The 24158-nt window shown below is 71.5% G+C and carries 16 protein-coding genes and 2 pseudogenes; 14 read left to right on the forward strand and 4 right to left on the reverse strand.

The window, feature by feature from the left end; all coding sequences use genetic code 11:
- Positions 1–47 precede the first annotated feature (47 nt).
- The 5 genes from OUY22_RS10975 to cydC are packed head-to-tail and all read left to right on the forward strand — an operon-like array spanning position 48 to position 6427.
- Positions 48–1082, forward strand: a complete 1035-nt coding sequence (locus OUY22_RS10975) for an ABC transporter substrate-binding protein (protein ID WP_270154746.1) — start codon at positions 48–50, stop codon at positions 1080–1082.
- The gene (locus tag OUY22_RS10980; RefSeq protein WP_270154747.1) at positions 1079–2197 is read left to right on the forward strand and encodes a FecCD family ABC transporter permease; all 1119 of its coding nucleotides are present in this window, start codon (positions 1079–1081) and stop codon (positions 2195–2197) included. Before OUY22_RS10975 ends, OUY22_RS10980 begins: the two co-directional genes overlap by 4 nt.
- Positions 2194–2937 carry an ABC transporter ATP-binding protein gene (locus OUY22_RS10985; protein ID WP_270154748.1) on the forward strand — a complete coding sequence of 248 codons (744 nt, stop codon included), beginning with the start codon at positions 2194–2196 and terminating at the stop codon, positions 2935–2937. The genes OUY22_RS10980 and OUY22_RS10985 overlap by 4 nt, the downstream gene beginning before the upstream one ends.
- Complete coding sequence (locus OUY22_RS10990; RefSeq protein WP_270154749.1) at positions 2934–4652, forward strand: ABC transporter ATP-binding protein; 1719 nt, start codon at positions 2934–2936, stop codon at positions 4650–4652. Before OUY22_RS10985 ends, OUY22_RS10990 begins: the two co-directional genes overlap by 4 nt.
- Positions 4649–6427, forward strand: coding sequence for a thiol reductant ABC exporter subunit CydC (gene cydC, locus OUY22_RS10995; RefSeq protein WP_270154751.1), 1779 nt, complete (start codon positions 4649–4651; stop codon positions 6425–6427). Before OUY22_RS10990 ends, cydC begins: the two co-directional genes overlap by 4 nt.
- A 24-nt stretch (positions 6428–6451) precedes the next feature.
- Here the strand turns inward: cydC and OUY22_RS11000 are convergent, their stop codons facing one another.
- Positions 6452–8191: an RICIN domain-containing protein gene (locus tag OUY22_RS11000; RefSeq protein ID WP_270154753.1), complete on the reverse strand. Its 1740-nt coding sequence runs from the start codon at positions 8189–8191 to the stop codon at positions 6452–6454.
- A gap of 677 nt (positions 8192–8868) precedes the next feature.
- Here OUY22_RS11000 and OUY22_RS11005 point away from each other — a divergent pair.
- The 4 genes and pseudogenes from OUY22_RS11005 to OUY22_RS11020 all read left to right on the forward strand — a co-directional run.
- Positions 8869–11580 carry a beta-L-arabinofuranosidase domain-containing protein gene (locus tag OUY22_RS11005; protein WP_270154754.1) on the forward strand — a complete coding sequence of 904 codons (2712 nt, stop codon included), beginning with the start codon at positions 8869–8871 and terminating at the stop codon, positions 11578–11580.
- Complete coding sequence (locus OUY22_RS11010; protein WP_270154755.1) at positions 11577–13388, forward strand: family 43 glycosylhydrolase; 1812 nt, start codon at positions 11577–11579, stop codon at positions 13386–13388. The genes OUY22_RS11005 and OUY22_RS11010 overlap by 4 nt, the downstream gene beginning before the upstream one ends.
- A gap of 40 nt (positions 13389–13428) precedes the next feature.
- A complete protein-coding gene (locus OUY22_RS11015) occupies positions 13429–15072 on the forward strand; it encodes a glycoside hydrolase family 27 protein (protein ID WP_270154756.1) in 1644 nt (547 codons plus the stop codon).
- 400 nt (positions 15073–15472) lie between these two features.
- Positions 15473–15694 (forward strand): annotated as a pseudogene (locus OUY22_RS11020) (TetR/AcrR family transcriptional regulator); the annotation flags it as partial.
- Between the two features lie 48 nt (positions 15695–15742).
- On the opposite strand, the gene OUY22_RS11025 reads toward OUY22_RS11020, so the two are convergent.
- From OUY22_RS11025 to OUY22_RS11035, 3 genes are all read right to left on the reverse strand, one after another.
- Positions 15743–16846: a right-handed parallel beta-helix repeat-containing protein gene (locus OUY22_RS11025; RefSeq protein ID WP_270154759.1), complete on the reverse strand. Its 1104-nt coding sequence runs from the start codon at positions 16844–16846 to the stop codon at positions 15743–15745.
- Between the two features lie 118 nt (positions 16847–16964).
- Positions 16965–18656 (reverse strand): serine/threonine protein kinase, encoded by a 1692-nt coding sequence (locus tag OUY22_RS11030; RefSeq protein ID WP_270154760.1) that lies wholly within the window; start codon positions 18654–18656, stop codon positions 16965–16967.
- Entirely contained in the window at positions 18646–19410 is a 765-nt protein-coding gene (locus tag OUY22_RS11035; protein ID WP_270154761.1) for a hypothetical protein, read from the reverse strand. Before OUY22_RS11035 ends, OUY22_RS11030 begins: the two co-directional genes overlap by 11 nt.
- Positions 19411–19758: 348 nt before the next feature.
- Between OUY22_RS11035 and OUY22_RS11040 the strand changes: the two genes are divergently transcribed.
- The 5 genes and pseudogenes from OUY22_RS11040 to OUY22_RS11060 all read left to right on the forward strand — a co-directional run bounded on the left by OUY22_RS11040 (position 19759) and on the right by OUY22_RS11060 (position 24099).
- The gene (locus OUY22_RS11040) at positions 19759–20607 is read left to right on the forward strand and encodes a C40 family peptidase (protein ID WP_270154762.1); all 849 of its coding nucleotides are present in this window, start codon (positions 19759–19761) and stop codon (positions 20605–20607) included.
- 193 nt (positions 20608–20800) lie between these two features.
- Entirely contained in the window at positions 20801–21601 is an 801-nt protein-coding gene (locus OUY22_RS11045) for an SDR family NAD(P)-dependent oxidoreductase (RefSeq protein WP_270154763.1), read from the forward strand.
- 126 nt (positions 21602–21727) lie between these two features.
- Entirely contained in the window at positions 21728–22099 is a 372-nt protein-coding gene (locus OUY22_RS11050; protein WP_270154764.1) for a YciI family protein, read from the forward strand.
- A 43-nt stretch (positions 22100–22142) separates the two neighbouring features.
- Positions 22143–23369 (forward strand): annotated as a pseudogene (locus OUY22_RS11055) (RNA polymerase sigma factor).
- A gap of 331 nt (positions 23370–23700) precedes the next feature.
- On the forward strand, positions 23701–24099 hold the full coding sequence (locus OUY22_RS11060; protein ID WP_270154765.1) for a hypothetical protein: 399 nt from the start codon (positions 23701–23703) through the stop codon (positions 24097–24099).
- Positions 24100–24158 lie beyond the last annotated feature (59 nt).

The raw sequence follows: 24158 nt of genomic DNA on the forward strand, positions 1-24158 counted from the left end.
ACCACCGCATGAGGCGCCTCCCCCGTACCGCTCCAGCCCTCCCCCACGTGCGCGCCAGAGGCGGTCACCGGATCAAGGCGAAGCTCACCGCCCTGGCCGCGGCTCTGACCCTGACCGCCTGCGGGCAGGCTCCCGCTCCCGAGGAGACCGCCCCGGCCGCGGCGCCGCAGGCCGGCTTCCCCGTCACGATCGAGAACTGCGGGCGTCAGCTCACCTTCGACCGGCCGCCGGCCAAGGTGGTGACCGGCTACCACCCCTCCCTGGAGACCCTGCTCGCCCTCGGCCTGGGTGACCGGATCGCCGGACGGACGAACTTCTCCGAGAGCGCCTTCCTGCCCGGGCAGCAGGAGCAGTACGACAAGATCCCGGAGATCTCCGACACGATCATGCTGCCGCAGAAGGAGATCATGCTCTCCCAGGGCGCGGACTTCGTCCTCGACAACGCGATGGCGAGCTTCGACGCCGCGGGCGGTTACGCGACCGTGGAGGAGCTGAACGCGGCCGGCACCCCCGTGTACATCCTGGGCGGCTGGTGCAGCCCCGAGGAGGTGCTCGAGTTCACCATCGACGACACCTTCGACGACCTGCGCAACCTCGGCAAGATCTTCGGCGTCTCCGACCGGGCCGAGGCCCTGGTCGGCGAGCTGCAAGGCCGGCTGGACGACGTCAAGAAGCGCGTCGAGGGCCGTACCCCGGTCAAGGTGCTGGCCACCGACGGCGGCAAGGGCCCGGTCAACGCCTACGGCGGCTCCGGGATCACCCACCAGATGATCACCCTGGCCGGCGGCGTCAACGTGCTGGCCGACGTCAAGGGCGACTACACCGAGGTCAGCGTCGAAAAGATCAGCGCCTCGCAGCCCGAGGCCCTTCTCGTCAGCGACTACGCCACGCTGCGCGGCGAGGACATGCCGACGTCACCGGCCAAGGCCGCCGAGGCCTTCGCCATCGCCAGGAACAGCCCGGCCGCCAAGGATCACCGCTACCTCGCGGTGCCCGTGGCGGCCCAGCACCCGGGATACCGCAACATCCTCGCCGTCACGGACCTCGCCCGGTTCCTGCACCCGGACGCCTTCACCCCGTGACCAGCGAAACCCGGCAGCAGGCGGCGCCCGCCGAGGTCGCGGGCGCCCGGCCGCCCGTCCGGCGCCGCGGCCGGTTCGCGGGGCTCGTCGTCGCGCTGTCCGTGGCCGTCGTCGCCTCTACCTGGCTGGCGGTGAGCATCGGCGCGATTCCCGTCGCGCTGTCCGACGCGTGGGGCATCGTCGCCGACCGCGTGGTCCCCGGCGTGGTCCCGGGCGTCGTGCCGCGCACGTGGACGCCGGTGCAGGAGCAGATCGTGTGGGAGTTCCGGCTGCCGCGCGCGCTGCTGGCGCTCCTGGTCGGCGCCGGGCTGGCGGTGGTCGGAGCGGTGCTGCAGGCTCTGGTGCGCAACCCGCTGGCGGACCCGTTCCTGCTCGGGGTCTCCTCCGGGGCCTCCTTCGGCGCGGTGCTCGTGCTCATCCTGGGCGCCTCCGCGCTGGGCGGGCTGTCTCTGTCGGCCGCCGCCTTCGCCGGCTCCCTGCTCGCGCTGGTGCTGGTGTACGTGCTGGCGCAGCGCTCGGGCCGGATCACGCCGTCGCGGCTGGTGCTGGCCGGGGTGGCGCTGGCGTACCTGTTCCAGGCCGCCTACAGCTTCGTGCTGCAACTGGCGCAGAGCGGGCGGGCGGCCCAGCAGGTGCTGTTCTGGCTGATGGGCAGTCTCGGCGGCGCCCGCTGGGACGTGCTGCCGCTGCCGGCCCTGGTGCTGGTCGCCGGGGTGGCGTACCTGCTGCTGCAGTACCGGCCGCTGAACGCGCTGGCCGCCGGTGAGGAGACCGCGATCTCCCTGGGGGTGAACGTCAACCGCTTCCGCCTCAGCCTGTTCGTGCTGACCTCGCTGCTGGTGGGCGTGATGGTGGCCACCAGCGGCGCGATCGCGTTCGTCGGGCTGATCGTGCCGCACGCCGCCCGGCTGCTCGTCGGCGCCGACCATCGCCGGGTGCTGCCCGTCACCGCCCTGCTCGGCGCCGTGTTCCTCCAGCTCGTCGACATCGCCGCGCGCACCGTCAACGCGCCGCAGGAGCTGGCGCTCAGCATCGTCACCGCGCTGTTCGGCGTGCCGTTCTTCCTCTGGCTGCTGCGCCGCCGCTCCGCGGACCGGGCGGTGAACGTCTCGTGAAGCTCGACCTGCGCAACGTGTCCGTCGCGGCCGACGGCACCCCGATCGTGCACGAGGCCGACCTGCTGGTGGCCGACGGCGAGTTCGTGACCCTGGTGGGGCCGAACGGCTGCGGCAAGTCCACCCTGCTCCGCGCCATCTACCGGGCGCTGCGCCCCACCGCGGGGCTCATCACCGTGGACGGCGACGACGTGCACCGGCTGCCCGCCCGTCAGGCCGCCCAGCGGACCGCGGTCGTCGCCCAGGAGACCCCCGCCGACCTGGACTTCACGGTGTCCGAGATCGTCCGTATGGGCCGCACCCCGTACCGGGCCGACGCCCGCGCCGACGAGGAGCTGTGCGCGCGGGCGCTGGACCGGGTCGGCCTGTCGGGCGCCGCCGGCCGGATCTTCGCCACCCTGTCCGGCGGCGAGAAGCAACGCGTCCTGCTCGCCCGCGCCCTGGCCCAGCAGACCCGCCTGCTCCTGCTGGACGAGCCCACCTCCCACCTCGACATCCGCCACCAGCTGGAGATCCTGCACCTGGTGCGCGAGCTCGGCATCGCCACCCTCGCCGTGCTGCACGACCTCAACCAGGCCACCGCCTTCAGCGACCGCCTGTACGTGATGAGCGCCGGCCGCATCGTCGCCGGCGGACCGCCCGAGCAGGTCCTCACCCCCGACCTGATCTCCCAGGTGTACGGCGTGCGCGCCGTGCACCGCACCCAGCTCGTCTTCGAGCGGCTCAAGGAGGAGCAGTGATCCGCCGGCTGCCGGCCCTGTCACCGTCCGTCCGGTGGCGCCTGGCGGGGCTCGTGCTGTTGCTGCTGTCCATCACCGCCACCTACGTCGGGCAGGGCGTGCTCATCGCCCAGGCCCTGGCCCGCGTCTTCGCCGGTCAGGGCGCGGACGCGATCGTCTGGCCCGTCGTGGCGGTCGCCGCGCTGCAACTCGTGCGCAGCGCCGCGCTGGCCGTCCGCGAGCCCGTCGCCCTGCGCACCTCGGCCGCGGTGAAGGCGGAGCTGCGCCGGCGCCTGACCGGAAAGCTGCTGCTGCTCGGCCCCGCCCACGCCCAGCGGGCGCGCACCGGGGCGGCGCAGACCACGCTCGTGGACGGCATCGAGACCGCCGACGCCTACATCGGCAGGTTCCTGCCCCAGGTGGCCGCCTCCGTGATCGCCGCCGTCGCCGTGACCGCGTACCTGTTCACCCTGGACCCGCTGGTCGGCGGCGTCGTCCTGGCCTGCGCGCTGCTGCTGCCCGCCGTGCCGCTCCTCTCGGACCGCGTCCTGCGGGACCGCAACGCCGCCTGGCTGCGCGGCTACAAGGGCCTGTACGCCGAGAACCTCGACGCGTTGCAGGGCATGGCCACGCTCAAGGCGTTCAACGCCAGCGGGCGGCGCGGCGCCGAACTGGCCCGCCTGGCCGAGCGGTTCTGCCGCGACTCCATCCGGCTGATGGCCGTCGTCGTCGGCTACGTCGGCGGCGTGGCGTTCGTCATCGGCCTGGGCACCGCCGTCGCCCTGGGCGCCGCCGCGCTCCGGCTGGCGGCCGGCGAGCTGACCGTCACCGAGCTGCTGATCATCCTGCTGCTCACGGCCGAGTGCTTCCGCCCGCTGAAGGAGCTGGAGTCCGCCTACCACTCCAGTCACAGCGCCGTGCCCTCGCTCAAGGCCGTCTTCGAGATCCTCGACGCCCCCGAGCCGTCGCAGGGCGAGGCCCGGATCGACCTGGACGGCCCGCCCTCGGTCGCGTTCGACGAGGTGACGTTCACCTACCGCGAGCGCGACCGGCCCGCCCTCGACCGCTTCACCCTCGACCTCGCGCCGGGCGAGCGCGTCGCCCTCGTCGGCCGTTCCGGCGCGGGCAAGACCACGGTCGCCTCGCTGCTGCTGCGCTTCTTCGACCCCGACGCCGGCCGGGTCACCGTCAACGGCGTCGACGTCCGCGACCTGCCCCTCGACCGGCTGCGCGCCCTCGTCGCCATCGTGTCGCAGGACACGTACCTCTTCCACGGCACCGTCCGCCGCAACCTGGCGCTCGCCCGCCCCGACGCCACCGACGACGAGCTCGAAGCCGCCGCCCGCGCCGCCCAGGCGCACGACTTCATCGCGGCCCTGCCCGACGGCTACGACACCGTCGTGGGCGAACGCGGCCTGAAACTGTCCGGCGGCGAACGCCAGCGCATCGCCATCGCCCGCGCCCTGCTCAAGGACGCCCCGATCCTCGTCCTGGACGAGGCCACCTCCAGCGTCGACGCCGCCAACGAATCCGCCATCCAGCACGCCCTCGACACCCTGTCCGGCGGCCGCACCACGCTGATGATCGCCCACCGGCTGTCCACCGTCCGCGCCGCCGACCGGGTCATCGTCATGGCCGACGGCCGCATCGCCGAAGCCGGCCCGCCCGCCGAGCTCCTGGCCGGCCAGGGCGCCTACGCCCGGCTGGTCGCCGCCCAGAACGGAGCCGCCCGATGACCGCCACGACCGTCGCCCCGGCGGCCCGTCCCCGCGGATCCCGGTTCGGCCCGCTGCTGGCCCTGCTCGGCCCGCACCGGCCGCTGCTGCTGATCGCGACCGCCAGCGGCATCGCCCACCACCTGGTCGTCCTCGCCTCCGCCGGGGTCGGCGCCTGGGTGGTCAGCAGCGCCATCACCGGAGCCGCCACCGGAGCCACCGCCGACGACCTGCGCCCCGGCCTGGTCCTCCTCGGCCTCCTCCTGCCGCTGCTCGCCCTCACGCCCTGGCTGGAGTCGTACCTGGCCCACGTGGCCGCCTTCCGGGTGCTGGCCGACGTGCGCGGACGCGTCTACGCCGCCTTCGAACGGCTCGCCCCCGGCTATCTGCTCCAGCGCCGCTCCGGCGACCTCGGCAGCACCGCCATCTCCGACGTCGAGCAGCTGGAGCTGTGGTTCGCCCATACCCTCAGCCCGCTGATCAGCGCCGTCACCGTGCCCGCCGCCGCGCTGACGGCCCTGGGCGTCTTCCACCCCGCCCTGGCCGCGGCGCTGGCGCCCGCGCTGATCCTGCTCGCCCTCCTGCCCGCCTGGCTCCGCCGCCGCGCCGCCGTTCAGGGCGCGCGGCTGCGCAGCGAGCTCGGCGAGCTCAACGCCGAAGCCGTCGACACCCTGCAGGGACTGCGCGAGCTCCTCACCTCCGGCGCCGGGCCGCGCCAGCTCGACCGGCTGCGCGAGCAGGACGACCGGCTGCTGCGGGCCAGGCTGGCGCACGGGCGCCGCTCCGGCCTCGAACACGCCGTCACCAACGCCGCCACCACCCTCGGCCTGCTCGCCGTCCTCGTCACCGCCGCGCTGCTCGTGGCGGCGGGCGGCCTGGAGCCGGCGTTCTTCCCCGTCGCCGTGGTGCTGGCCGCCGCCACCTTCGCCCCGGTCGTCGCCGTCACCGACGTGGCGCGGGACATCAACCTCGTCACCGCGGCCGGCGACCGCATCATGACCATCCTGAACGCCCCGGCCCCGGTCACCGACCAGGTCACCGCGCCGCCGCCCGGTCCGGTCGAGGCGCGGGTCCGCTTCGAGGACGTCCGCTTCCGCTACGCCCCCGGCCTGCCCGAGGCGCTCGGCGGCGTCACCTTCGAGCTCGCCCCCGGCGAGACCGTCGCCCTCGTCGGCCGTTCCGGAGCGGGCAAGTCCACCTGCGCGAGCCTTCTCCTGCGCATGTGGGACGTCACCGCCGGCGCCGTCACGGTCGGCGGGCACGACGTGCGCGCCTTCCCGCAGGAAGACCTGCGCCGCCTGATCACCCTGGTCCCCCAGGACGTCCACCTGTTCGACATCTCCCTGCGCGACAACATCAGGCTCGGCCGCCCCGACGCCACGCACGAGGACGTCGAGGCCGCCGCCCGGGCGGCCCACGCGCACGAATTCATCACCGCCCTGCCCGACGGCTACGACACCCTTCCCGGCGAGCTCGGCGCCCGCCTGTCCGGCGGCCAGCGCCAGCGCATCGCCATCGCCCGCGCCCTGCTCAAGGACTCCCCCATCCTGGTCATGGACGAGGCCGTCTCGAACCTCGACGCCGAGAGCGAGCAGGAGGTCGCCGCCGCCATGGCCGCCGCCCGCCGCGACCGCACCACCCTGGTCATCGCCCACCGCCTGTCCACCATCCGCACCGCCGACCGCGTCGTCGTGCTGGAGGACGGCCGCGTCGCCGAGAGCGGCACCCACGCCGAGCTCCTCGCCCGGTCCGGCCCCTACACCCAGCTCCTCGCCACCCAGCTCGGCGACCGGTGACCGGCGCGGCGCCGCCCGCGCCGGTCAGCCGACGCGGACGAGCTGCCACTGCTGGTTGGCGCCGTTCCAGTCGTCGTACTGGACGATGGCGGCGCCGTCGGCGGTGGAGGCGCCCTGGACCTCCAGGGCCTTGCCGCTGTGCCTGCTGATGAGGCGGACGTGGCCGTCGCCGTTGATGACACGCCACTGCTGGTTGGCGCCGTTGTGGTCGGTCCACTGGACGATCGCGGCGCCGTTGGCGGTCGACCAGTTGTGCACGTCGAGCACCTTGCCGGAGTGACGGGCCCTGAGCCGGTAGTGGCCGTCGCCGGAGTCGGCGAACTGCCACCGCTGCTGGTCGCCGTCGTTGCGGGACCACTGGGTGATCCGGCCGCCGTCGGCGGTGGACAGGTTGTAGACGTCCAGCGTCTTGCCGCTGTTGCGGTTGACCAGGACATACCACGCGCTGGTGTCGACCCCTCCGGGCGTGGCCGTCACGCCGGTCACGAAGGTCGTCACGCTCCGGGCGGGGAGGGTGGCGGTGAAGGAGCCGTTCGACACGGCGGCGCTGCCCTGGGGCGCGACGTTCCTGCTCGCGTCGGTCAGCCAGGACGAGACGGCGGCCGCGGTGCTGCCGGTCAGGGTGAACTGCTGGCTCACCGCGGAGGCGCCCTTGTTGACGGCGACCACGACGACCGTGGAGTCGCCGCCCAGGTAGGCCGAGACGTAGACGTTCGACGCCGGGTTCGCCGTCGCGTCGATCCGCACGTACCCGGGTCGGACGAACCTGGCGAAGTGCGCCATGTTGGCGCCACGTTTGCTGATCTGGCCATCCTCCCGCATGGGTCCGTAACCGCGCCGGATGTACCACCAGACGTACGCCTGGAACTCCGCGTCCACCATGGCGCGGTGGATGTGCTCCCCCACGTCGAGCGCCTGGGGCCAGAGGTCCGCCGAGTCGCTGCTGTTGGGGTGGTAGACCTCGGTCATCCAGAGTTCCTTGCCCGCGCCCCTCTGCTTGAAGAGGGGATAGGGGAAGTCGGCGTACGGGGTGCCGTAGAGGTGGGCCCCGATGATGTCCACGTTGGCCAGCGCCGCCGAGTCGTTGAGGATCGGGTCCGACATGTTCTTGAGGTACTGGAAGGACTCGGGCGCGATCACCCTGGTGCTGATGGAGCCGGCGTTCTCCCGGAGGAACCGCACCAGTTCGGCGGCGGTCCACCAGGTCCACTCGTGCGCGTAGTCGGGCTCGTTCTGCACGGATATGCCGTACAGGTTCACCCCGTTGTTCCGCATGTGGGCGGTGAAGTCGTTGAGGTGCTGGGCGTAGGCGCCGTACATGGTGGACCGGAGGCGCCGGGCGTTGGTCTGACCGCCGCGGACGAAGGTCTCGACCATGTGCGCGGGGGGATTCCAGGGCGAGGCGATGACGGTCGCCCCGAGCTCGGCCGCGCGCCTGGCCGTGGCCAGGTCGCGGCTCCAGTCCGCCTGGTTCTCGGGGACGGGGATCCGCAGCACGGAGAACCCCAGCCGCCCCTCGCCCGTGCCGAACGCCGTGTCACGCTGGGCGGCTGTCAGGTCGCCGATCCAGGCCGCGTGGGTCATGCCGCCGAAGCCCCGGATCGTCTGCCGCCGGGCCGCCGGGTTGATGAACGCCGTCGCGGCGGCGCCGGCGGCCGACGGCATGGCCGTGAGGACCGGCAGGGCGCCCATGGCGGCCAGCGCCGTTCTCCGGCTGAACGACGTTCGCTCCTTGTTCCCGGGTTCGTCGCGGCCCTGCGTCATGTCTCCTCCTGCGGGTGTCGGGGTGGCGAGCACCCTTGGGGAGAGCGCTCCCCTACGCACGAGCCGGACCTTGTCCGACCGTTCTGGAACGGGCCTGTGTTTGCGCTAACACCGGTCGGGAGGACGGTAAAGGCCCCTGGCTCGGCCCGTCAATCGCGGCACCCGGCTCCCCTCCCGGCTCCGCCCCCCGCCCGCGGCGCGGTCCGGCGGTCCGGCGGTGCCCGGAACACGGAACACGGTGAGCACAGGCCGGGGCGGGCGGCCCGGACCCGCCAGGACCGTCCGCCGTGACGCGCGTGAAACTTTCACCTGCGCGGACGGTGCCAAGCGGCTCGCGCGGGAGACGAAACGCCAGGCGGCACGGCGCTCCGGGAGCGCGGCCCGGGACCGGCCGGGGCCGCCCTCGTTGACGCCGGACCGGACCTCGGATGTACTCCGCACCGACACCCTCGTCGGAGCGGGCTCCGCGAGACCCATCGATTGTTAGCGCTAACACCACCACCCGCGCGCGCCCCGGAAAGGAACCCCGTGTCCCCCATCCGCAGGCAGTTCGGCCCGGTCACGGCCGCGCCGCCCTCCGCCCGCACCGCCGGCTCCCGGCCGAACGTGCGCCGACGCCACGTCCGGGGTGACGCCAGGCCAGAAATGTTATCGCTAACACAAGCCGAGGAGTCCCCATGCCCCTGAGCCGCCGCCAACTCCTCCAGGGCGCGGCCGTCGCGCTCACGTCCGCCGGCCGGCCCGCCGGCGGCGCCCAGGCCGCGGCCGCGATCCCCTGGGCCAGAGCCGACCTCGGCGTCGCCGCCCACGCGTTCGACCTCGGCCAGGTCCGGCTCACCGCCGGCCGCTGGCTGGACAACCAGAACCGCACGCTGGCCTATCTGCGCTTCGCCGACGTCGACCGACTGCTGTACGTCTTCCGGGCCAACCACCGCCTGTCCACCAACGGCGCGCCGGCCAACGGCGGCTGGGACGCGCCCGGCTTCCCGTTCCGGTCCCACGTGCAGGGCCACTTCCTGACCGCGTGGGCGCAGGCCCACGCCGCGCTCGGCGACACCACCTGCCGGGACAAGGCCGACCACATGGTCGCCGAACTGGCCCGGTGCCAGGCCAACAACGGCGCGGCCGGATTCGGCGCCGGCTACCTGTCCGGCTTCCCCGAGTCCGACATCACCGCCGTGGAGAACCGCACCCTGACCAACGGCAACGTCCCGTACTACTGCATCCACAAGACCCTCGCCGGGCTCCTGGACGTGTGGCGGCTGATCGGCAACACCCAGGCCAGGACCGTGCTGCTGGCCCTGGCCGGATGGGTGGACGCCCGTACGTCACGGCTCAGCCCGAGCCAGACGCAGGCCATGCTCGGCACCGAGTTCGGCGGCATGAACGCCGTCCTGACGGACCTGTACCAGATGACCGGCGACGCCCGCTGGCTGACCACGGCCCAGCGGTTCGACCACGCCGCCGTGTTCGACCCGCTGGCCGCCGGCCAGGACCGGCTCAACGGCCTGCACGCCAACACCCAGGTGCCCAAGTGGGTCGGCGCGGCACGCGAGTACAAGGCGACGGGCACCGGCCGGTACCGCGACATCGCCGCCAACGCCTGGTCCATCACCGTCGGCGCGCACACGTACGTGAACGGTTCCAACAGCCAGGCCGAGCACTTCCGCGCCCCCGGCGCGATCGCCGCGCACCTGACCCGTGACACCGGCGAGGCGTGCAACACCTACAACATGCTCAAGCTGACCCGGGAGCTGTGGCTGCTGTCCCCGGGCCGGGCCGACTACGTCGACTACTACGAGAACGCCCTGCTCAACCATCTGATGGGGCAGCAGGACCCGGTCGACGCGCACGGACGCCTCACCTACTTCACCCCGCTCAACCCGGGCGGGCGGCGCGGCGTCGGCCCGGCCTGGGGCGGCGGCACCTGGAGCACCGACTACAACTCCTTCTGGTGCTGCCAGGGCACCGGCATCGAGACCAACACCAAGCTGATGGACTCGATCTACTTCCACGACGGCGCCACCCTGTTCGTGAACCTGTTCGTGCCCTCCACGCTCAACTGGAGCCAGCGGGGCGTCACGGTCACGCAGACCACCGACTTCCCGGTGGGCGACACCACGACGCTGCGGGTGACCGGTGAGGCGGGCGGGTCGTGGACGATGCGCGTCCGCATCCCGGCCTGGACGCAGGGCGCCACCGTCAGCGTCAACGGCGTGCGGCAGGACGTCGCCGTCACGCCCGGCTCCTACGCCGCCCTGACCCGCTCGTGGACGCCGGGCGACACCGTGACCGTGCGGCTGCCCATGCGGGTCGTCCTGCGGCCCGCCCCGGACAACCCGAACATCCAGGCCGTCACGTACGGCCCGGTCGTGCTGTCCGGCGAGTACGGCGACACCGCCCTGTCGGCGGCCCCGGCCCTGACCCCCTCGTCGATCACCAGGACCGGCGCCTCGTCCCTGGCCTTCACCGCCACCGCCGGTGGGGCGCAGGTGCGGCTGAGGCCGTTCTATGACGCCCACCACCACAACTACGTCGTCTACTGGAACACCGGAGGTCCGGGCCAGGCCACCTTCCGGCTGCTCAACGCGGCCAGCGGGCTGGCCCTCGGCATCCAGAACATGTCCACCGCCGACGGCGGCCTGGCCCTGCAGTGGACCGACAACGGCACCGCCGACCACGACTGGGTGCCCATCGCGGACGGCGACGCCGTGCGCTGGCGCAACGCGCACAGCGGCAAGGTGCTCGGCGTCGAGAACATGTCGGCCGCCGACGACGCCCGGGTGCTGCAGTGGGGTGACACGGGCACCGCCGACCACCGCTGGACGGTGACGGACGCGGGCGACGGCTCGGTCAAGATCCGCAATGTCCACAGCGCCAAGCTGCTCGGCATCAGGAACGGTTCGACCGCCAACGGCGCGCAGGCGGTCCAGGACTCCGACAACGGCAGCGCGGACAACCAGTGGCGGCTGGTGCCGAACGGCGCGCGGCGGATCCAGAACGTCGGCACCGGGATGGTGCTCGGCGTGAGCGCCATGTCCACGGCCGACGGCGCGCTCGTCGTCCAGTGGGGCGACACCGGCACCGCCGACCACCTGTGGACGGCGATCGTCGACACCGGAGGCTACCTGCGGCTGCGCAACTCCCACAGCCAGAAGGTGCTGGGCGTGGAGAACATGGGCACCGCCTCAGGGTCGCGTGTCGTGCAGTGGGCCGACAACGGCACCGCCGACCATCGCTGGCGGCTGCGCTACCGGCCGGCGGCCGCCTTCCGGATCCAGTGCGCCAACGGCGGCCGGGTTCTCGGCCTCGCGGGCGCCGCCCAGGGCGCGCAGGTCGTGCTCGCCGACGACGACGGCTCCGACACCACCCTCTGGAGGTTCCTGTGAGACGTGCCCTGCGCACGGTCCTGTGCACCGTCGGCCTGCTGCTTGCGACCATGCTGTTCCCGTCGGCGGCCGGGGCCGACAACCCGATCGTGCAGACGATCTACACGGCCGACCCCGCGCCGCTGGTCCACAACGGCCGCGTCTACGTCTACACCGGCCACGACGAGGACGGCTCCACGTACTTCACCATGCGGGACTGGCGCGTCTACTCCTCCTCCGACATGGCCAACTGGACCGACCACGGCTCGCCCATGAGCCTGGCCACCTTCGCCTGGGCCGACGCCAACGCCTGGGCCGGCCACGTCACCCAGCGCAACGGCCGGTTCTACTGGTACGTGCCGATCCGCGACCGCGCCACCGGCTCGATGGCCATCGGCGTCGCGGTCGGCGACAGCCCGACCGGGCCCTTCCGGGACGCCATCGGACGCCCGCTGGTCAACAACGGCGAGATCGACCCCAACGTCTTCATCGACGACAACGGCCAGGCGTACCTGTACTGGGGCAACCCTCGCCTCTGGTACGTCCGGCTGAACCCGGACATGATCTCCTACTCCGGCAGCCCGACCCAGATCCCCCTCACCACGGCCGGCTACGGCACGCGCACCGGGAACGCCGGCCGCCCCACCCTGTACGAGGAAGCCCCGTGGGTCTTCAAGCGCAACGGCCTGTACTACAACGTCTTCGCCGCCGAATGCTGCTCGGAGTTCATCGCGTACTCGACGGCCCCCAGCGCCACCGGGCCGTGGACGTACCGAGGGACGATCATGCCCAGGCAGGGAAGCAGCTTCACCAACCACGCCGGGATCATCGACTTCAACGGCGGGTCGTACTTCTTCTACCACAACGGCGCCCTGCCCGGCGGCGGCGGTTACACCAGGTCGGTGGCGGTGGAGAAGTTCACCTACAACGCCGACGGCACCATCCCCACGATCAACATGACCACCGCGGGGCCGCCCCAGATCGGCACGCTCGACCCGTACACCCGCCAGGAGGCCGAGACGGTCGCCTGGGCGTCCGGGGTCGAGACCGAGGTCTCCGGCGAAGGCGGCATGAACGTGGGCTTCGTCGACAACGGCGACTACCTCAAGATCAAGGGTGTCGCCTTCGGCGACGGCGCCTCCTCCTTCACCGCCCGGGTGGCCTCGGCCACCAGCGGCGGCCGGATCGAGCTGCGGCTCGGCGGCCCCACCGGCACCCTCGTGGGCACCTGCGCCGTCAACGGCACCGGCGGATGGCAGACCTGGGCCTCGGTCACCTGCCCGGTGTCCGGCGCGACCGGCACCCGTGACCTCTACCTGCGCTTCGCCGGCGGCAGCGGCTACCTGTTCAACCTGAACTGGTGGCAGTTCACCCGCAGCGGCGGCGGCGGCGCCGAGCTGCTGACGAACGGCACCATGGAGAACGGCACGACGGGCTGGACCGCCTCCGGCGGCACCCTGTCCTCCGCCACCGACGTCGCCCACGCGGGCAGCCGGTCCCTGCTCACCTCCGGACGCACCGCCTCCTGGAACGGCCCCCACCAGAACGTGACCGCGCGGCTCGCCAACGGCAGGACCTACACCACGAGTGTCTGGGTCCGGTCGCAGAGCGGCACCCCCGGCGCGAAGGCGACGCTGGCGCTCACGGCGGACGGCGCCACGAGCTACCACCAGCTCACCCCGGTCCGTACGGTCGGCCCGGACGGCTGGACCCAGCTCACCGGCACCGCGTCCGTCTCCTGGACCGGCACGCTGACCAACGCCTCGTTCTACGTCGAGACGGCCGCGGGCACCGACGGCCTCTACGTCGACGACGCCTCCTTCCAGTAACCCGGCAGAAGCCGCCACCTCGACCCGTGAGGAGACATCGATGAGAAACCGAATCCGCGGCCCCCTCGCCTTCGCCGCCGCCGTGGCGCTGACCCTGGCGACGGGCGCCGCGGCGTCCGGCTCGGCCCTCCCGGCGCAGGCGCTGGAGAACGGCGTGGCCCGCACCCCGCCGATGGGCTGGAACACCTGGAACACCTTCGGCTGCAACATCGACGAGACGCTGATCAAGCAGACGGCCGACGCGCTGGTCAGCTCCGGCATGCGCGACCTGGGATACCAGTACGTCGTGGTCGACGACTGCTGGTTCGACCCCAACCGCGACCAGGCCGGGAACATCCAGGCCAACCCGTCCCGGTTCCCCGGCGGGATGAAGGCCCTCGGCGACTACCTGCACGCCAGGGGCCTGAAGTTCGGCCTCTACCAGGCGCCGCTGGACCGGACCTGCGCCCAGTACTTCGGCGCCTACCCGGGCGCGACCGGCAGCCAGGGACACGAGGTCCAGGACGCCCGGCAGTTCGCCGCCTGGGGCGTCGACTACCTCAAGTACGACTGGTGCTCGCCCACCGGCACCATCGACGACCAGGTGCGCACCTTCGCCAAGATGCGGGACGCGCTCGCGGCGACCGGGCGGCCGATCCTCTACAGCATCAACCCCAACAGCATCCACGAGAAGACCGGCCCGCGGCGCGACTGGGGCGACGTCGCCAACATCTGGCGCACCACCGAGGACATCACCAACGCCTGGAACACCGGCCAGACCAACGGCTACCCGATGGGCATCCAGAACATCGTCGACGTCAACGTGCCGCTCGCGGGGTACGCCAGGCCGGGGCAGTTCAACGACCCCGACATGATGGTCGTCGGCCGGGGCGGCATGAACGACACCGAGATGCGCAGCCACTTCGCCCTGTGGGCCGTCATGGCCGCCCCCCTGATCGCCGGGAACGACATCAGGAACATGAACAGCGCCACCTCGACGATCATGAAGAACCAGAACCTGATCGCCATCAACCAGGACCCGCTCGGCCTCCAGGCCGTCCAGGTCGGCAACGACGGGACCCGCCGCGTCCTGGCCAAGCGGCTGAGCAACGGCGACGTCGCGGTCGCGCTGTTCAACCAGGGCGGCACCACCACCACGATCAGCACCACCGCCTCCGCCGTCGGCCTGAACGGGAACTCGTTCACCCTCCGCGATGCCTGGACCAACGCCGTCACCACGACGACGGGAACCATCTCGGCGAGCGTCCCCTCCCACGGCACCGTGGTGTTCCGGGTCAGCGGCGGCACCCCCGCGCCGCCGGCCACCAGGATCCAGGGCGCCGGCTCCGGCCGGTGTCTCGACGTGACCGGCGCCTCCCAGGCCAACGGCACCCCCGTGGTGATCTGGGACTGCCACCAGCAGAGCAACCAGCAGTGGACCTCCACCACGGCCGGCGAGCTGCGCGTCTACGGCGGCAAGTGCCTGGACGTCAACAACGCCGCCACCGCCGACGGCACCGGCGTCATCATCTGGGACTGCAACGGCCAGAACAACCAGAAGTGGCGCTTCAACGCCGACGGAAGCATCACCGCCGTCGGCGCGAACAAGTGCCTGGACGTGGCCGGCAACGCCACGGCCAACGGCACCAGGCTCCAGATCTGGACCTGCACCGGCGCGTCCAACCAACGCTGGTCCCGCCTGTGAGGAGGCGTCCCCGGCCGGCCCGCGCCGGCCCCGGAGGAGAGCAGACGTGACGCACCCGGCGCGGGCTACGCCCTGGTCAGCCAGGTGACCTGGGCGCCGTTGTCGAAGGTCTCGCGCCGGGTGGGGGTGAACAGGGTGGGGCTGAACCCCCCGGAGAACAGGGAGACGCCCGCGCCCGCCACGACGGGGTAGCTCTTGAGGATGGTCGTCGATGGTCAGCGTGCTGGAGACGACATGTTGGCGCAGATGGGAGTACGGCCTGGTGGTGGGGACATCCAGGGCCGGCTCGTACGTGCCGCGGCCCATCACCAGGGTGTCGAAGACCTTGTCGGGCACGCCGTCGAGGCCGATGAGCCTGCGGAGGTGGGTGGGGACCGACGACTAGACCCGCTACGCCGAGCTCATGCACGAACTCGTGGCCCGGGTCTCCGCCTTCGACATCGACGCCAACATCGGCTTCCACGCCGCCTCGGGCCTGCCCGGCGACTCGACCTCGGTGCTCCTTCTCCACCTCACGCTGAACTGGCTCATCGTGGAGCGGCTGACCCTGCCCGACATCTTCACCGAACAGGAGATCCACGACCTCGTGGACGCCGCCGTGCAAAGATCGCTGAACGCCTGACCCATGCCGGTCGAGTACGGACTCCACCTGACGGCACTCCCGACTGACTCAGAGCCCCGCAGAGAGATTGACGCCGGCGCCAACGGACCGCTGGGTGGTCACGCCGGTGACGGCATTTCCCGCGGACGCGACAGTCAGCTGGTTGCCGCCGCGCTGGTAGGAGAGACCGATGCCGGACCCGTTGCCACGGACGGCGTTGCCGGTGACGGCCACGTGGCCGGTGCCGTAGTTGACCTGTTTGATGGCCAGGTAGGTGGTTCCAGCCCCGCTGAACTGGAAGACGCGGTTGCCGACGATGGTGCTCGCGGCGTCGCCCTGGACGGTGACGCCGATGCCGTGGGTGGCGAAGTCCTCGACGTAGTTGTCGCTGATGCTGGTCGCGAAGAGGCGGCTCGCGTTGATGCCGGAACCGCCGACACCGTAGACGTGATTGCGTTCGACCGTCCAGCCGGCGGAGTTCTCCAGCTTGATCGCGTCGCCCCCGCTGGACGCGATCCAGTTGTCGGTGAGGTTCCAGTCGGTCACCGCATTGCCGCTGTCCTGGACGTAGATGCCATGCTGTCCGGAGTCCTCCACGAAGAGGTTGCGGACGTTGCCGTTGACCATCGTGTTCGTCAGCGTGGTCCCGTTACGCGAGGCGTTGGTGATGCGCAGCCCGTGAGCCCTGGCGTTCCTGATGGCGAGAGCCTCGACGGTGGTGTGCCAGGAACGGATCACGACCGCGTCCCCGCTCGTGGGGTTGTTCGCCGCGTTCGCGTCGATCGTGAGATCACGTAAGGCGATCGGCTCGCCGGTGAAAGCGTCGTTGTCGACCCACGAGTCGGAGGCCAGCACGGCATCGAGGTTGCGACCGTTGCCCTGCTTGAGGAGGGTGGACGGGCTGTCGCCGCGGTATGACCGGTTGCCGCGCAAGGTGATGGTGCTGTTGATCATGCAGGGGCCGTCGATGACGATCTCGTCACCGTCGGCCGAACCGTTGATCACCGACTGGATGAGGGCGGCGTCGCCATTGCTGTTCGTGCAGGTCGCCGTGGCGCGGGCGGCGCCCGCGGGCCCCGCCGCCGCGAACATCCCGACGGTGGCGCCGGCCACGAGCACCATCGCGGACGTGGCCGTGATGGTGCGACGACCGGTCCTTCTCCGTTGTGTCATGGGGTCTCCTGTCCTCCTGTGGGCGCCCGTGCGCCGGGCGATTCCCCCGTAGGGAACAGCGAGACCCCACCGGTCCGGTAGTGCGCCCCCGCACTGGCGGACTCGAGCCGGACGGTTCTCAGTCGGGCGGAGGGCCGGGGCATTCGTTGGGTTTCCCGCTGGCGACCCGGCGTACCTGGACGTCGGCCAGCGAGGTGCCGGACCTCACCAGTTCCTGAATTTCCTCGATCGACATTTCCACGTCATGGAAATGTCTGGCGCGTTCAAGGCTAACCGCCACCAGCTCTATGCGGTAAACCTGCCCGACGCCCCCTTCGTTCTCCCCGCCGAAATACTGGGCACCTCTCCAGGATGTGAGCGTGCTGGTTTTCTCGTAGTTGAAGACGAGCTCGACATACTTTTGGGGGTCGCCGTTGACCATATTCTGCTTTGCCAAAATCAATGTGGCGCCGGGCGGAAGCGAAGCGGTGCCGGAGAAGTAGGAGCAATATTTGACCTTGGCGCCGTCGGCCGGCGCGTCGATGGTCCCGACGGGCTTGACCGCATCGCCGGTGGCGTGGCTCGGCGTAGGGTCCTTCGAGGTCGCTCCCGCGCTGCGGGTGACCGAGGGGGGAGCGGTCCGGCTCTGGTCACCGCCACCGGACACACGTTCCAGCAGCCCTGGCGCGAACGCGCCGCCTCCGGCGACGGCGAGGCTCGCCGCGACGATCACGTACAGGAGTCGCCGGGGCGGCCGGGCCGAGGAAGGCGAGTGGCCTGTCGCCGGCTCCCCGCCGCCGGCTTCCAGCAGGCCGCGGCTCCAGTTGCGCAGGTCGGTGGGGCGGCGGGAGGGATCGCCGTCGAGGGCGGCCAGGATGTGCGACGTGAGGCGGCCGGGGTCGCCCACCCCGCACGCCCGGGCCACGGCTGCGACCTCGGCCTCGATGTGGGCCGGGGCGCCGGGAGCGTCCGGGGCGGGCGGGTCCTGTCCCGTGAGGCAGAAGTACGCGAGTGCCCCGAGCGCGTAGACGTCCGCCGCCACGGCGCGCGGCAGGTGCGGCGCGGCCAGGACCTCGGGCGAGGTGTAGGCGGGCGTGTGCCATCCGGCGAGGTCGTACCCGTCGTCGATGAGACGCATCGTGCTCACGTCGATCAGCACGAGACCGCGTTTCGGGTGCACGATGCAGTTGGTCGGCTTGACATCCCGGTGCAGGCTCGGGTTGCCGCCGGATCGCGTCACGGACGCCAGGCTGGCGAGCGCCTCGCCCGCCTGGGCCACGTATGCGAGCCGTCGGCGGATCGTGTCCGCGCGCGCCGGGTCGCCTGCCAGCAGCGCGTGCAGCGTCGGGCCTTCGACCCACTCCATGACCAGGTACGCCATGGTCTGCGGCGAGGCACCGGTACCCTCTCGGACGCTGCCCGGAGGGTGCGGAGGCGCGCCGAGGAACACCTCGTCAAGCCGAACCACATGGTCCAGTTTCAGGTGCCGCAGGAGCACGGCATGGTCGCGCCAGCGTTGCTGCTCACGCGCCGAGGGCCATCCCGGCCCGGCGTCGCGCGGCGGACTGAGGAGTTTGATCGCCAGAGGCAGCGGGGAGGTGAGCTCGCCCTGATAACGAGCCTTCCAGGTGATGCCCTCCCCGCCGGCTATCCCCTCGCCCAGCAGTTCGTGGCGGTCTGGCGCCTCCGGCGGGCCGACGAACAGCCCGTTCGGCTCGTCGTCCGACACGCCACCCCTGACACCGGATGTGGATGCCGGCCGCGGTGAAACCGGCGCGCCACGCGTGACCGGCTCGTCGTCCGCGCGGGCATCGTGATCGTCAGTGTCCATGGTCCTCGCCGTCCTCCGGCTCGGGCAGCTCGTGGAGATCCTCGACGCCGACCACACCGGCGCGTACGGCCCAGCGTGCCAGCGCCCATCGGAAGTCGTCGTGTGAGAACGCCTCGTCGTCCCTGGTGAGCCCCGGAATACCGTGACCGGACAGGCTCTCCCTCAGCGACTTGACGACATTGCGGACGTACTGCGGCTGCCGGCCAAGCCGCCGTCCCATCTGCGTGTAAGTCGCGGGAACCGCCTGCGGTCCTGCCCTGACCAGCAAGGGCTCGCACAGTGCGGCGAGCACGAGCCGCTGTCTCCTGGTCAGCTCCATCGGCGACGTGACCGTCGCGGGCGTGCGGGTCGCCGCCTCTCCCCCGCTCCGGCCCGGGCCTGGCGTCAGTGACCGTGCGTCCACGCGCACGGTCACCGTCGAACCGACGCGACCCGCGAAGACGACGCTGAAGACGGAGAACGGGAGCGAGGTGATCGCCGCACCCGGCTCCACGACCCGGTCCTCACCGGCCGGTGGCCGGACGACGAGCGGTTTGCTACCCGAGTCATTGCGTATCAGGACGCAGTCATTGAGGACGATCAGCGAACCCGCCCGCCGCGACAGGTGTTCGTCGTCGGGCAGGCGCACTTCGCACGCGCGGCTTCGCCCCAGCGTCAGCGACTGCCCGCGCGCCACGCGCCACTGTTCGCCGCCGAACGCCACGAGTATCGCCTCGTCGCGCGCCGGTGACCCGCCGGCCTGAGCGTCGTTCATGATGCAGGGCCGCCTTTCGGGGTGGTTCGGCTATTCCCCGACTTACAGCGAGTACGCGGAGCACATGGCTCATTATCAATTCTCCGTCACCGCCGATAATAGCGGCCTCGTATGTGCCGACAAGGTGCGGCGTGTGAAATGTTCCCGCGATATAGGCAGGGCCGGGAGAAAACGTTCTTGCGCTTATCACGCGGTCGGATGCCTTTCAAGACGGCTATTCGGCATGCGCCGGAGGTGATCGTCGCCCCTGGGCCGCGAAGGTGCGGGGCTGCACTGTCGAGCCCGCCGCGATCGTCCTTCACTGCCGCTGAGACCACGTGCCAGGACCAGCCGAGCAGAGGAGCGATCATGACAATCCCGACACGCGATCCGTACAGCAGGGCAAGCCTGCCGCCGGACGGCGCCTTCTCCCGGCTCCGCGGCGTATCCGCGCTGCTCGCCGCCTTCATCGCGATCGCGCTGGTGCTCTGCGCGGCACCGGCCTACGCCCAGCCAAGGGGTGACCGCATCGGAGTGGCCGACCTGGCCTCGGGCGACTGGATCGAATCCCCCAGCCATGCCTACCGGCTCGTCATGCAGGGCGACGGCAACCTGGTCCTCTACGGTCCGGCCGGCGCCCTCTGGGCGACCTACACCAGCGCCCCCGAGAACAGCGGCGCCTACCTCGCCAACCAGGGCGACGGCAATCTCGTGATCTACCGGCCGGATCGCAGCGTGGTCTGGGCCAGCCGGAGCCACGCCGCCGGCGGCGGGACGCTGATCATGCAGAACGACGGGAACGTGGTGAACTACGGAGCGGCGGGCCCCTTCTGGAGTACCTACACGAACGGAGGAGTCAGCAAGATGGCGGCCTCGGGCGCGGTCGCCTTCGCCCGCCGGCAGGTCGGCAAGCCCTACGTGTGGGGCGGGAACGGACCTGACGCCTACGACTGCTCCGGTCTCACCTCCAGAGCCTACGCCAGCGTCGGCGTAAGCCTGCACCGTACGAGCCAGAGCCAGTACCTGCAGGGCCAGGCCGTCGCCAGAGCAGCCCTGCAGCCGGGAGACCTGGTGTTCTACTCCGGCGCCCAGCCTGGCCATGTGGGCATCTACGTCGGCAACGACGAGATCATCAATGCTCGCAACACCCAGCTGGGGATCATCTACAACCACATCACGGCCCCGGGCTCTATCACCGGTTACCGGCGCTACGCCTGAGCCTTCGCGTCCTCGTGTCCCTGCCGGCCAGGCCGGGGCACGAGGCACGGGCTGCTCCAGCCGGTTGCAAGGCGGCAGCCGCAGCGTCGCGGTGAATGCCGGGGACCGCCTGCTCCCCCGCGGCCGTCGTGACGCTTGACCGTGCGCGTCACGGGCAGCGGACAGTCCGGCACCGAGGAGAGGAATCGTCATCATGAGCCACGACGAGGGCCGGCCGCGCGCGCTGGTGACCGGGGCGTCCAGCGGCATCGGGTACGAGCTGGCCAGGCAGTTCGCCGGGCACGGCTTCGACCTGGTCGTCAACGCCGAGGACACGGGCATCGACGACGCGGCGCGCGAGCTGCGCAAGCTCGGGGCGTCGGTCGAGGCCGTGCGGGCCGACCTCACCGCCGAGGACGGCGTCGAGCTCCTCTACGCTCGGGCCACGGCCGACGGCCGGCCCCTGGAGGCGGTGGCGATCAACGCGGGCGTCGGCGCCGGTGGCCCCTTCACCGAGACGGACCTGGCGGGCGACCTGCGGGTCGTGGATCTGAACGTGCGCTCCTCCGTACACCTGGCCAAGCTCTGCGTGCGCGACATGGCGGCGCGCCGGCGCGGGCGGGTGCTGTTCACCTCGTCCATCGCCGCCACGCAGCCGGGGCCCTTCGAGGCCACGTACGCCGCGTCGAAGGCGTTCCTGCTCTCGTTCTCCGAGGCGCTGCGCGAGGAGCTCAAGGACAGCGGTGTGACGGTGACCGCGCTGATGCCGGGGCCGACCGACACCGGCTTCTTCGGACGGGCGGGGATGGAGGACACCCGGGTCGGCAGCGGGAAGAAGGACGACCCGGCGCGGGTGGCCGAGCAGGCGTACGAGGCGCTCATGAACGGGAAGGACCACGTGGTCGCCGGGTCGGTCAAGAACAGGGCGATGGCGGGAGCCGCCAAGGTGATGCCCGAGAAGGCCAAGGCCCAGGCGCACCGGCGGATGGCCGAGCCGGGATCCGGCGACGACTGAGCGGCCCGCTCGCGGTCACCCGTTCGCGCGAACGGTGGATAGCGTGACCGTGTCGATCCGCGGGCCGCCCGTTCGACCTGCGGGTGCGAGGGACGAGAGACGACCCCGCCGGACGAGGAGAACGCCATGCCGAAGTACCTGCTGATCATGCGGGGCACCGACGAATCGAACGCGGCCATGATGGCCGAGATCGACGAGATGATGGCCACGACCCGGCAGTTCATCGAGGAGACGGTCAAAGCCGGCGTCCTCCTCGCGGCGGAAGGGCTGGACGATCCGCGCCAGGGCGTCGTGGTCGACTTCAGCGGCGAGGCCCCGGTGGTCACGGACGGACCGTACGGCGAGACCAAGGAGCTGTTCGGGGGCTTCTTCCTGCTCGACGTCGCCTCCAAGCAGGAGGCGGTCGAGTGGGCCAAGCGGGTGCCGGCGGCCCCCGGTTCCAAGATCGAGGTCCGGCGGGTGCCCGGGAGCGACGAGGTCCCGCAGGTCGGCGCGTGATCACCGAGGACGGGGCCGGGCGCGAGAGCAACGGCCGGATCTGATGGGCACGGCCGAGGTCGAGGCCGTCTGGCGGATCGAGTCGGCGAGGATCGTCGCCACGCTGACCCGGTTCACCGGCGATTTCGGGCTGGCCGAGGACGCCGCCCAGGAGGCGGTGGCCGAGGCGCTGGTGTCGTGGCCGCTCGCCCCTCCGGCGGATCCCGTCGGCTGGCTGATGGCCACGGCGCGGCGGCGGGCGATCGACGCGATCCGCCGCCGGGCCGCCCTCCAGGACCGATACGCCCGGCTCGCCGCCGATCCGGCGACCGGCCTGGCGGTCGGCTCGGCGCTTGACGAAGAACTCGATCCCGACAGGATCGATGACGACGTGCTGGCCCTGATGTTCATCAGCTGCCACCCGGTGCTCTCCCCCGAGGCCCGGGTGGCGCTGACCCTGCGCGTGGTCGGCGGCCTGTCCACCAAGGAGATCGCCCGCGCGTTCCTCGTACCCGTGCCGACCGTGCAGGCTCGCATCACCCGGGGCAAGAGAACGATCGCGGCGGCCGGGGTGCCGTTCGAGCCGCCACCGGCCGCCGAACGCCGGGAGCGGCTGGGCGACGTGCTCAGCGTCATCTACGTGATCTTCACCGAGGGGTCGACGGCCACGTCGGGTGACCATCTGCTGCGTCCCGACCTCGCGTACGAGGCGATCCGGCTGGCCCGCACCCTGGCCGCGCTGCAGCCGGACGAGCCGGAGGTGCACGGCCTGCTGGCGTTGTGCGAGCTGACGGCCGCGCGGTTCCCGGCCCGGACGGTTCGCCGGTCCTGCTCGACGAGCAGGACCGGCGGCGGTGGGACTTCTCGGCGATCCGCCGCGGCCTGGCCGCGCTGGCCAGGGCGTCGACTCGCGGCCTCGGCCCGTACGGCCTGCAGGCCGCGATCGCCGCCACCCACGCGTCGGCCCTCGGTCGAGGCGACCGACTGGGACCGGATCGTGGTGCTCTACGAGGCGCTCGGCCGGGTCGCGCCCTCGCCGGTGGCCGAACTCAACCGGGCCGTCGCCGTCGCCATGGCCTCGGGACCGGAGCGGGCCCTGGCCATCGTGGACGAGTTGATCGTCTAGGACCGGCTCCCCGGCTCCCATCTGCTCCCGACCGTACGCGGTGAGCTGCTGACCCGACTCGGACGGCGAGCGGAAGCGCGCGCCGAGTTGGAGCTGGCGGCCCGGCTGTGCGCCAACGAGCGCGAACGCTCCGTGCTCCTGCGCAAGGCGGCCGCGCTGCGCTGACGTCTCCGGCCTGATCAGCCGGGGCTCAAGGGCGGCCGGAGCCGGTGGTGAAAGTTTCACCGGCACCACCGCGCGGCCGGCCGTGGGACCACCACCGCGACGACCACATCACCCGCCGTCACGAGGGCCACGACCGGGCCGTTGATCCGCCGGGCCAGATCGTCCGGCCGATACGGGCCACCCGGAAACGGCGATACATCAACTCAGTCGGACTCAGGCGTCAAACACTGCGCAAAATGGGCCTATCCGGACTTGCGGCCGTCGTGTGACTCTCCCCAAGAACCCCGCCCGGGGAGTAAGGAGAGGTGACTTCTTGAAACGACACCGTACGATGCGCATTCTCACACTCGTCGCCGCGGCGGCCCTGGCACTCGGCGTGTCACCCGCCCAGGCGGCGAACGCGACCAGTGCCGCGGCCCTGAACTGCGCCATCACCATCACCAACCCGACCCAGCTGTATACGACCTCCGTCTACGCCTACGTCGAGGTCTCGTGCAACCAGAAAGTCTCGTTCATCGGCGGCTATCTCTCCCTGTACCGGGACGGCACCTTCCTGAATTACGCCGAGATTTACCAGTACAACCTCACCTACGTTTATAAGCTCAACATGGTGTCCTGCGTGCCGGGGAACTACCACGTCATGGGTTACGGCTTCGCCAACCTGGACGGCGGGGCGCCCGACTTCTCCCAGCGAGTCGCCACCACGCCGATCGCCATCACCTGCACCTGAAGCCATCGGGGGGCGGTTCGGAGCCGGTCATGGCGCGCAGACCATAGCGTGCCCGCACG

It is taken from the genome of Nonomuraea corallina, from assembly GCF_027620315.1.
Taxonomy (GTDB): domain Bacteria; phylum Actinomycetota; class Actinomycetes; order Streptosporangiales; family Streptosporangiaceae; genus Nonomuraea; species Nonomuraea corallina.

Coding starts and splice junctions, on each gene's coding strand:
- OUY22_RS11050 (WP_270154764.1), top strand. CDS start 21,728: ATGCCGAAGTACCTGCTGATCATGCGGGGCACCGACGAATCGAACGCG.
- OUY22_RS11025 (WP_270154759.1), bottom strand. CDS start 16,846: ATGACACAACGGAGAAGGACCGGTCGTCGCACCATCACGGCCACGTCC.
- OUY22_RS11030 (WP_270154760.1), bottom strand. CDS start 18,656: ATGGACACTGACGATCACGATGCCCGCGCGGACGACGAGCCGGTCACG.
- OUY22_RS11005 (WP_270154754.1), top strand. CDS start 8,869: ATGCCCCTGAGCCGCCGCCAACTCCTCCAGGGCGCGGCCGTCGCGCTC.
- cydC (WP_270154751.1), top strand. CDS start 4,649: ATGACCGCCACGACCGTCGCCCCGGCGGCCCGTCCCCGCGGATCCCGG.
- OUY22_RS11015 (WP_270154756.1), top strand. CDS start 13,429: ATGAGAAACCGAATCCGCGGCCCCCTCGCCTTCGCCGCCGCCGTGGCG.
- OUY22_RS11060 (WP_270154765.1), top strand. CDS start 23,701: ATGCGCATTCTCACACTCGTCGCCGCGGCGGCCCTGGCACTCGGCGTG.
- OUY22_RS11000 (WP_270154753.1), bottom strand. CDS start 8,191: ATGACGCAGGGCCGCGACGAACCCGGGAACAAGGAGCGAACGTCGTTC.
- OUY22_RS11045 (WP_270154763.1), top strand. CDS start 20,801: ATGAGCCACGACGAGGGCCGGCCGCGCGCGCTGGTGACCGGGGCGTCC.
- OUY22_RS11040 (WP_270154762.1), top strand. CDS start 19,759: ATGACAATCCCGACACGCGATCCGTACAGCAGGGCAAGCCTGCCGCCG.
- OUY22_RS11035 (WP_270154761.1), bottom strand. CDS start 19,410: ATGAACGACGCTCAGGCCGGCGGGTCACCGGCGCGCGACGAGGCGATA.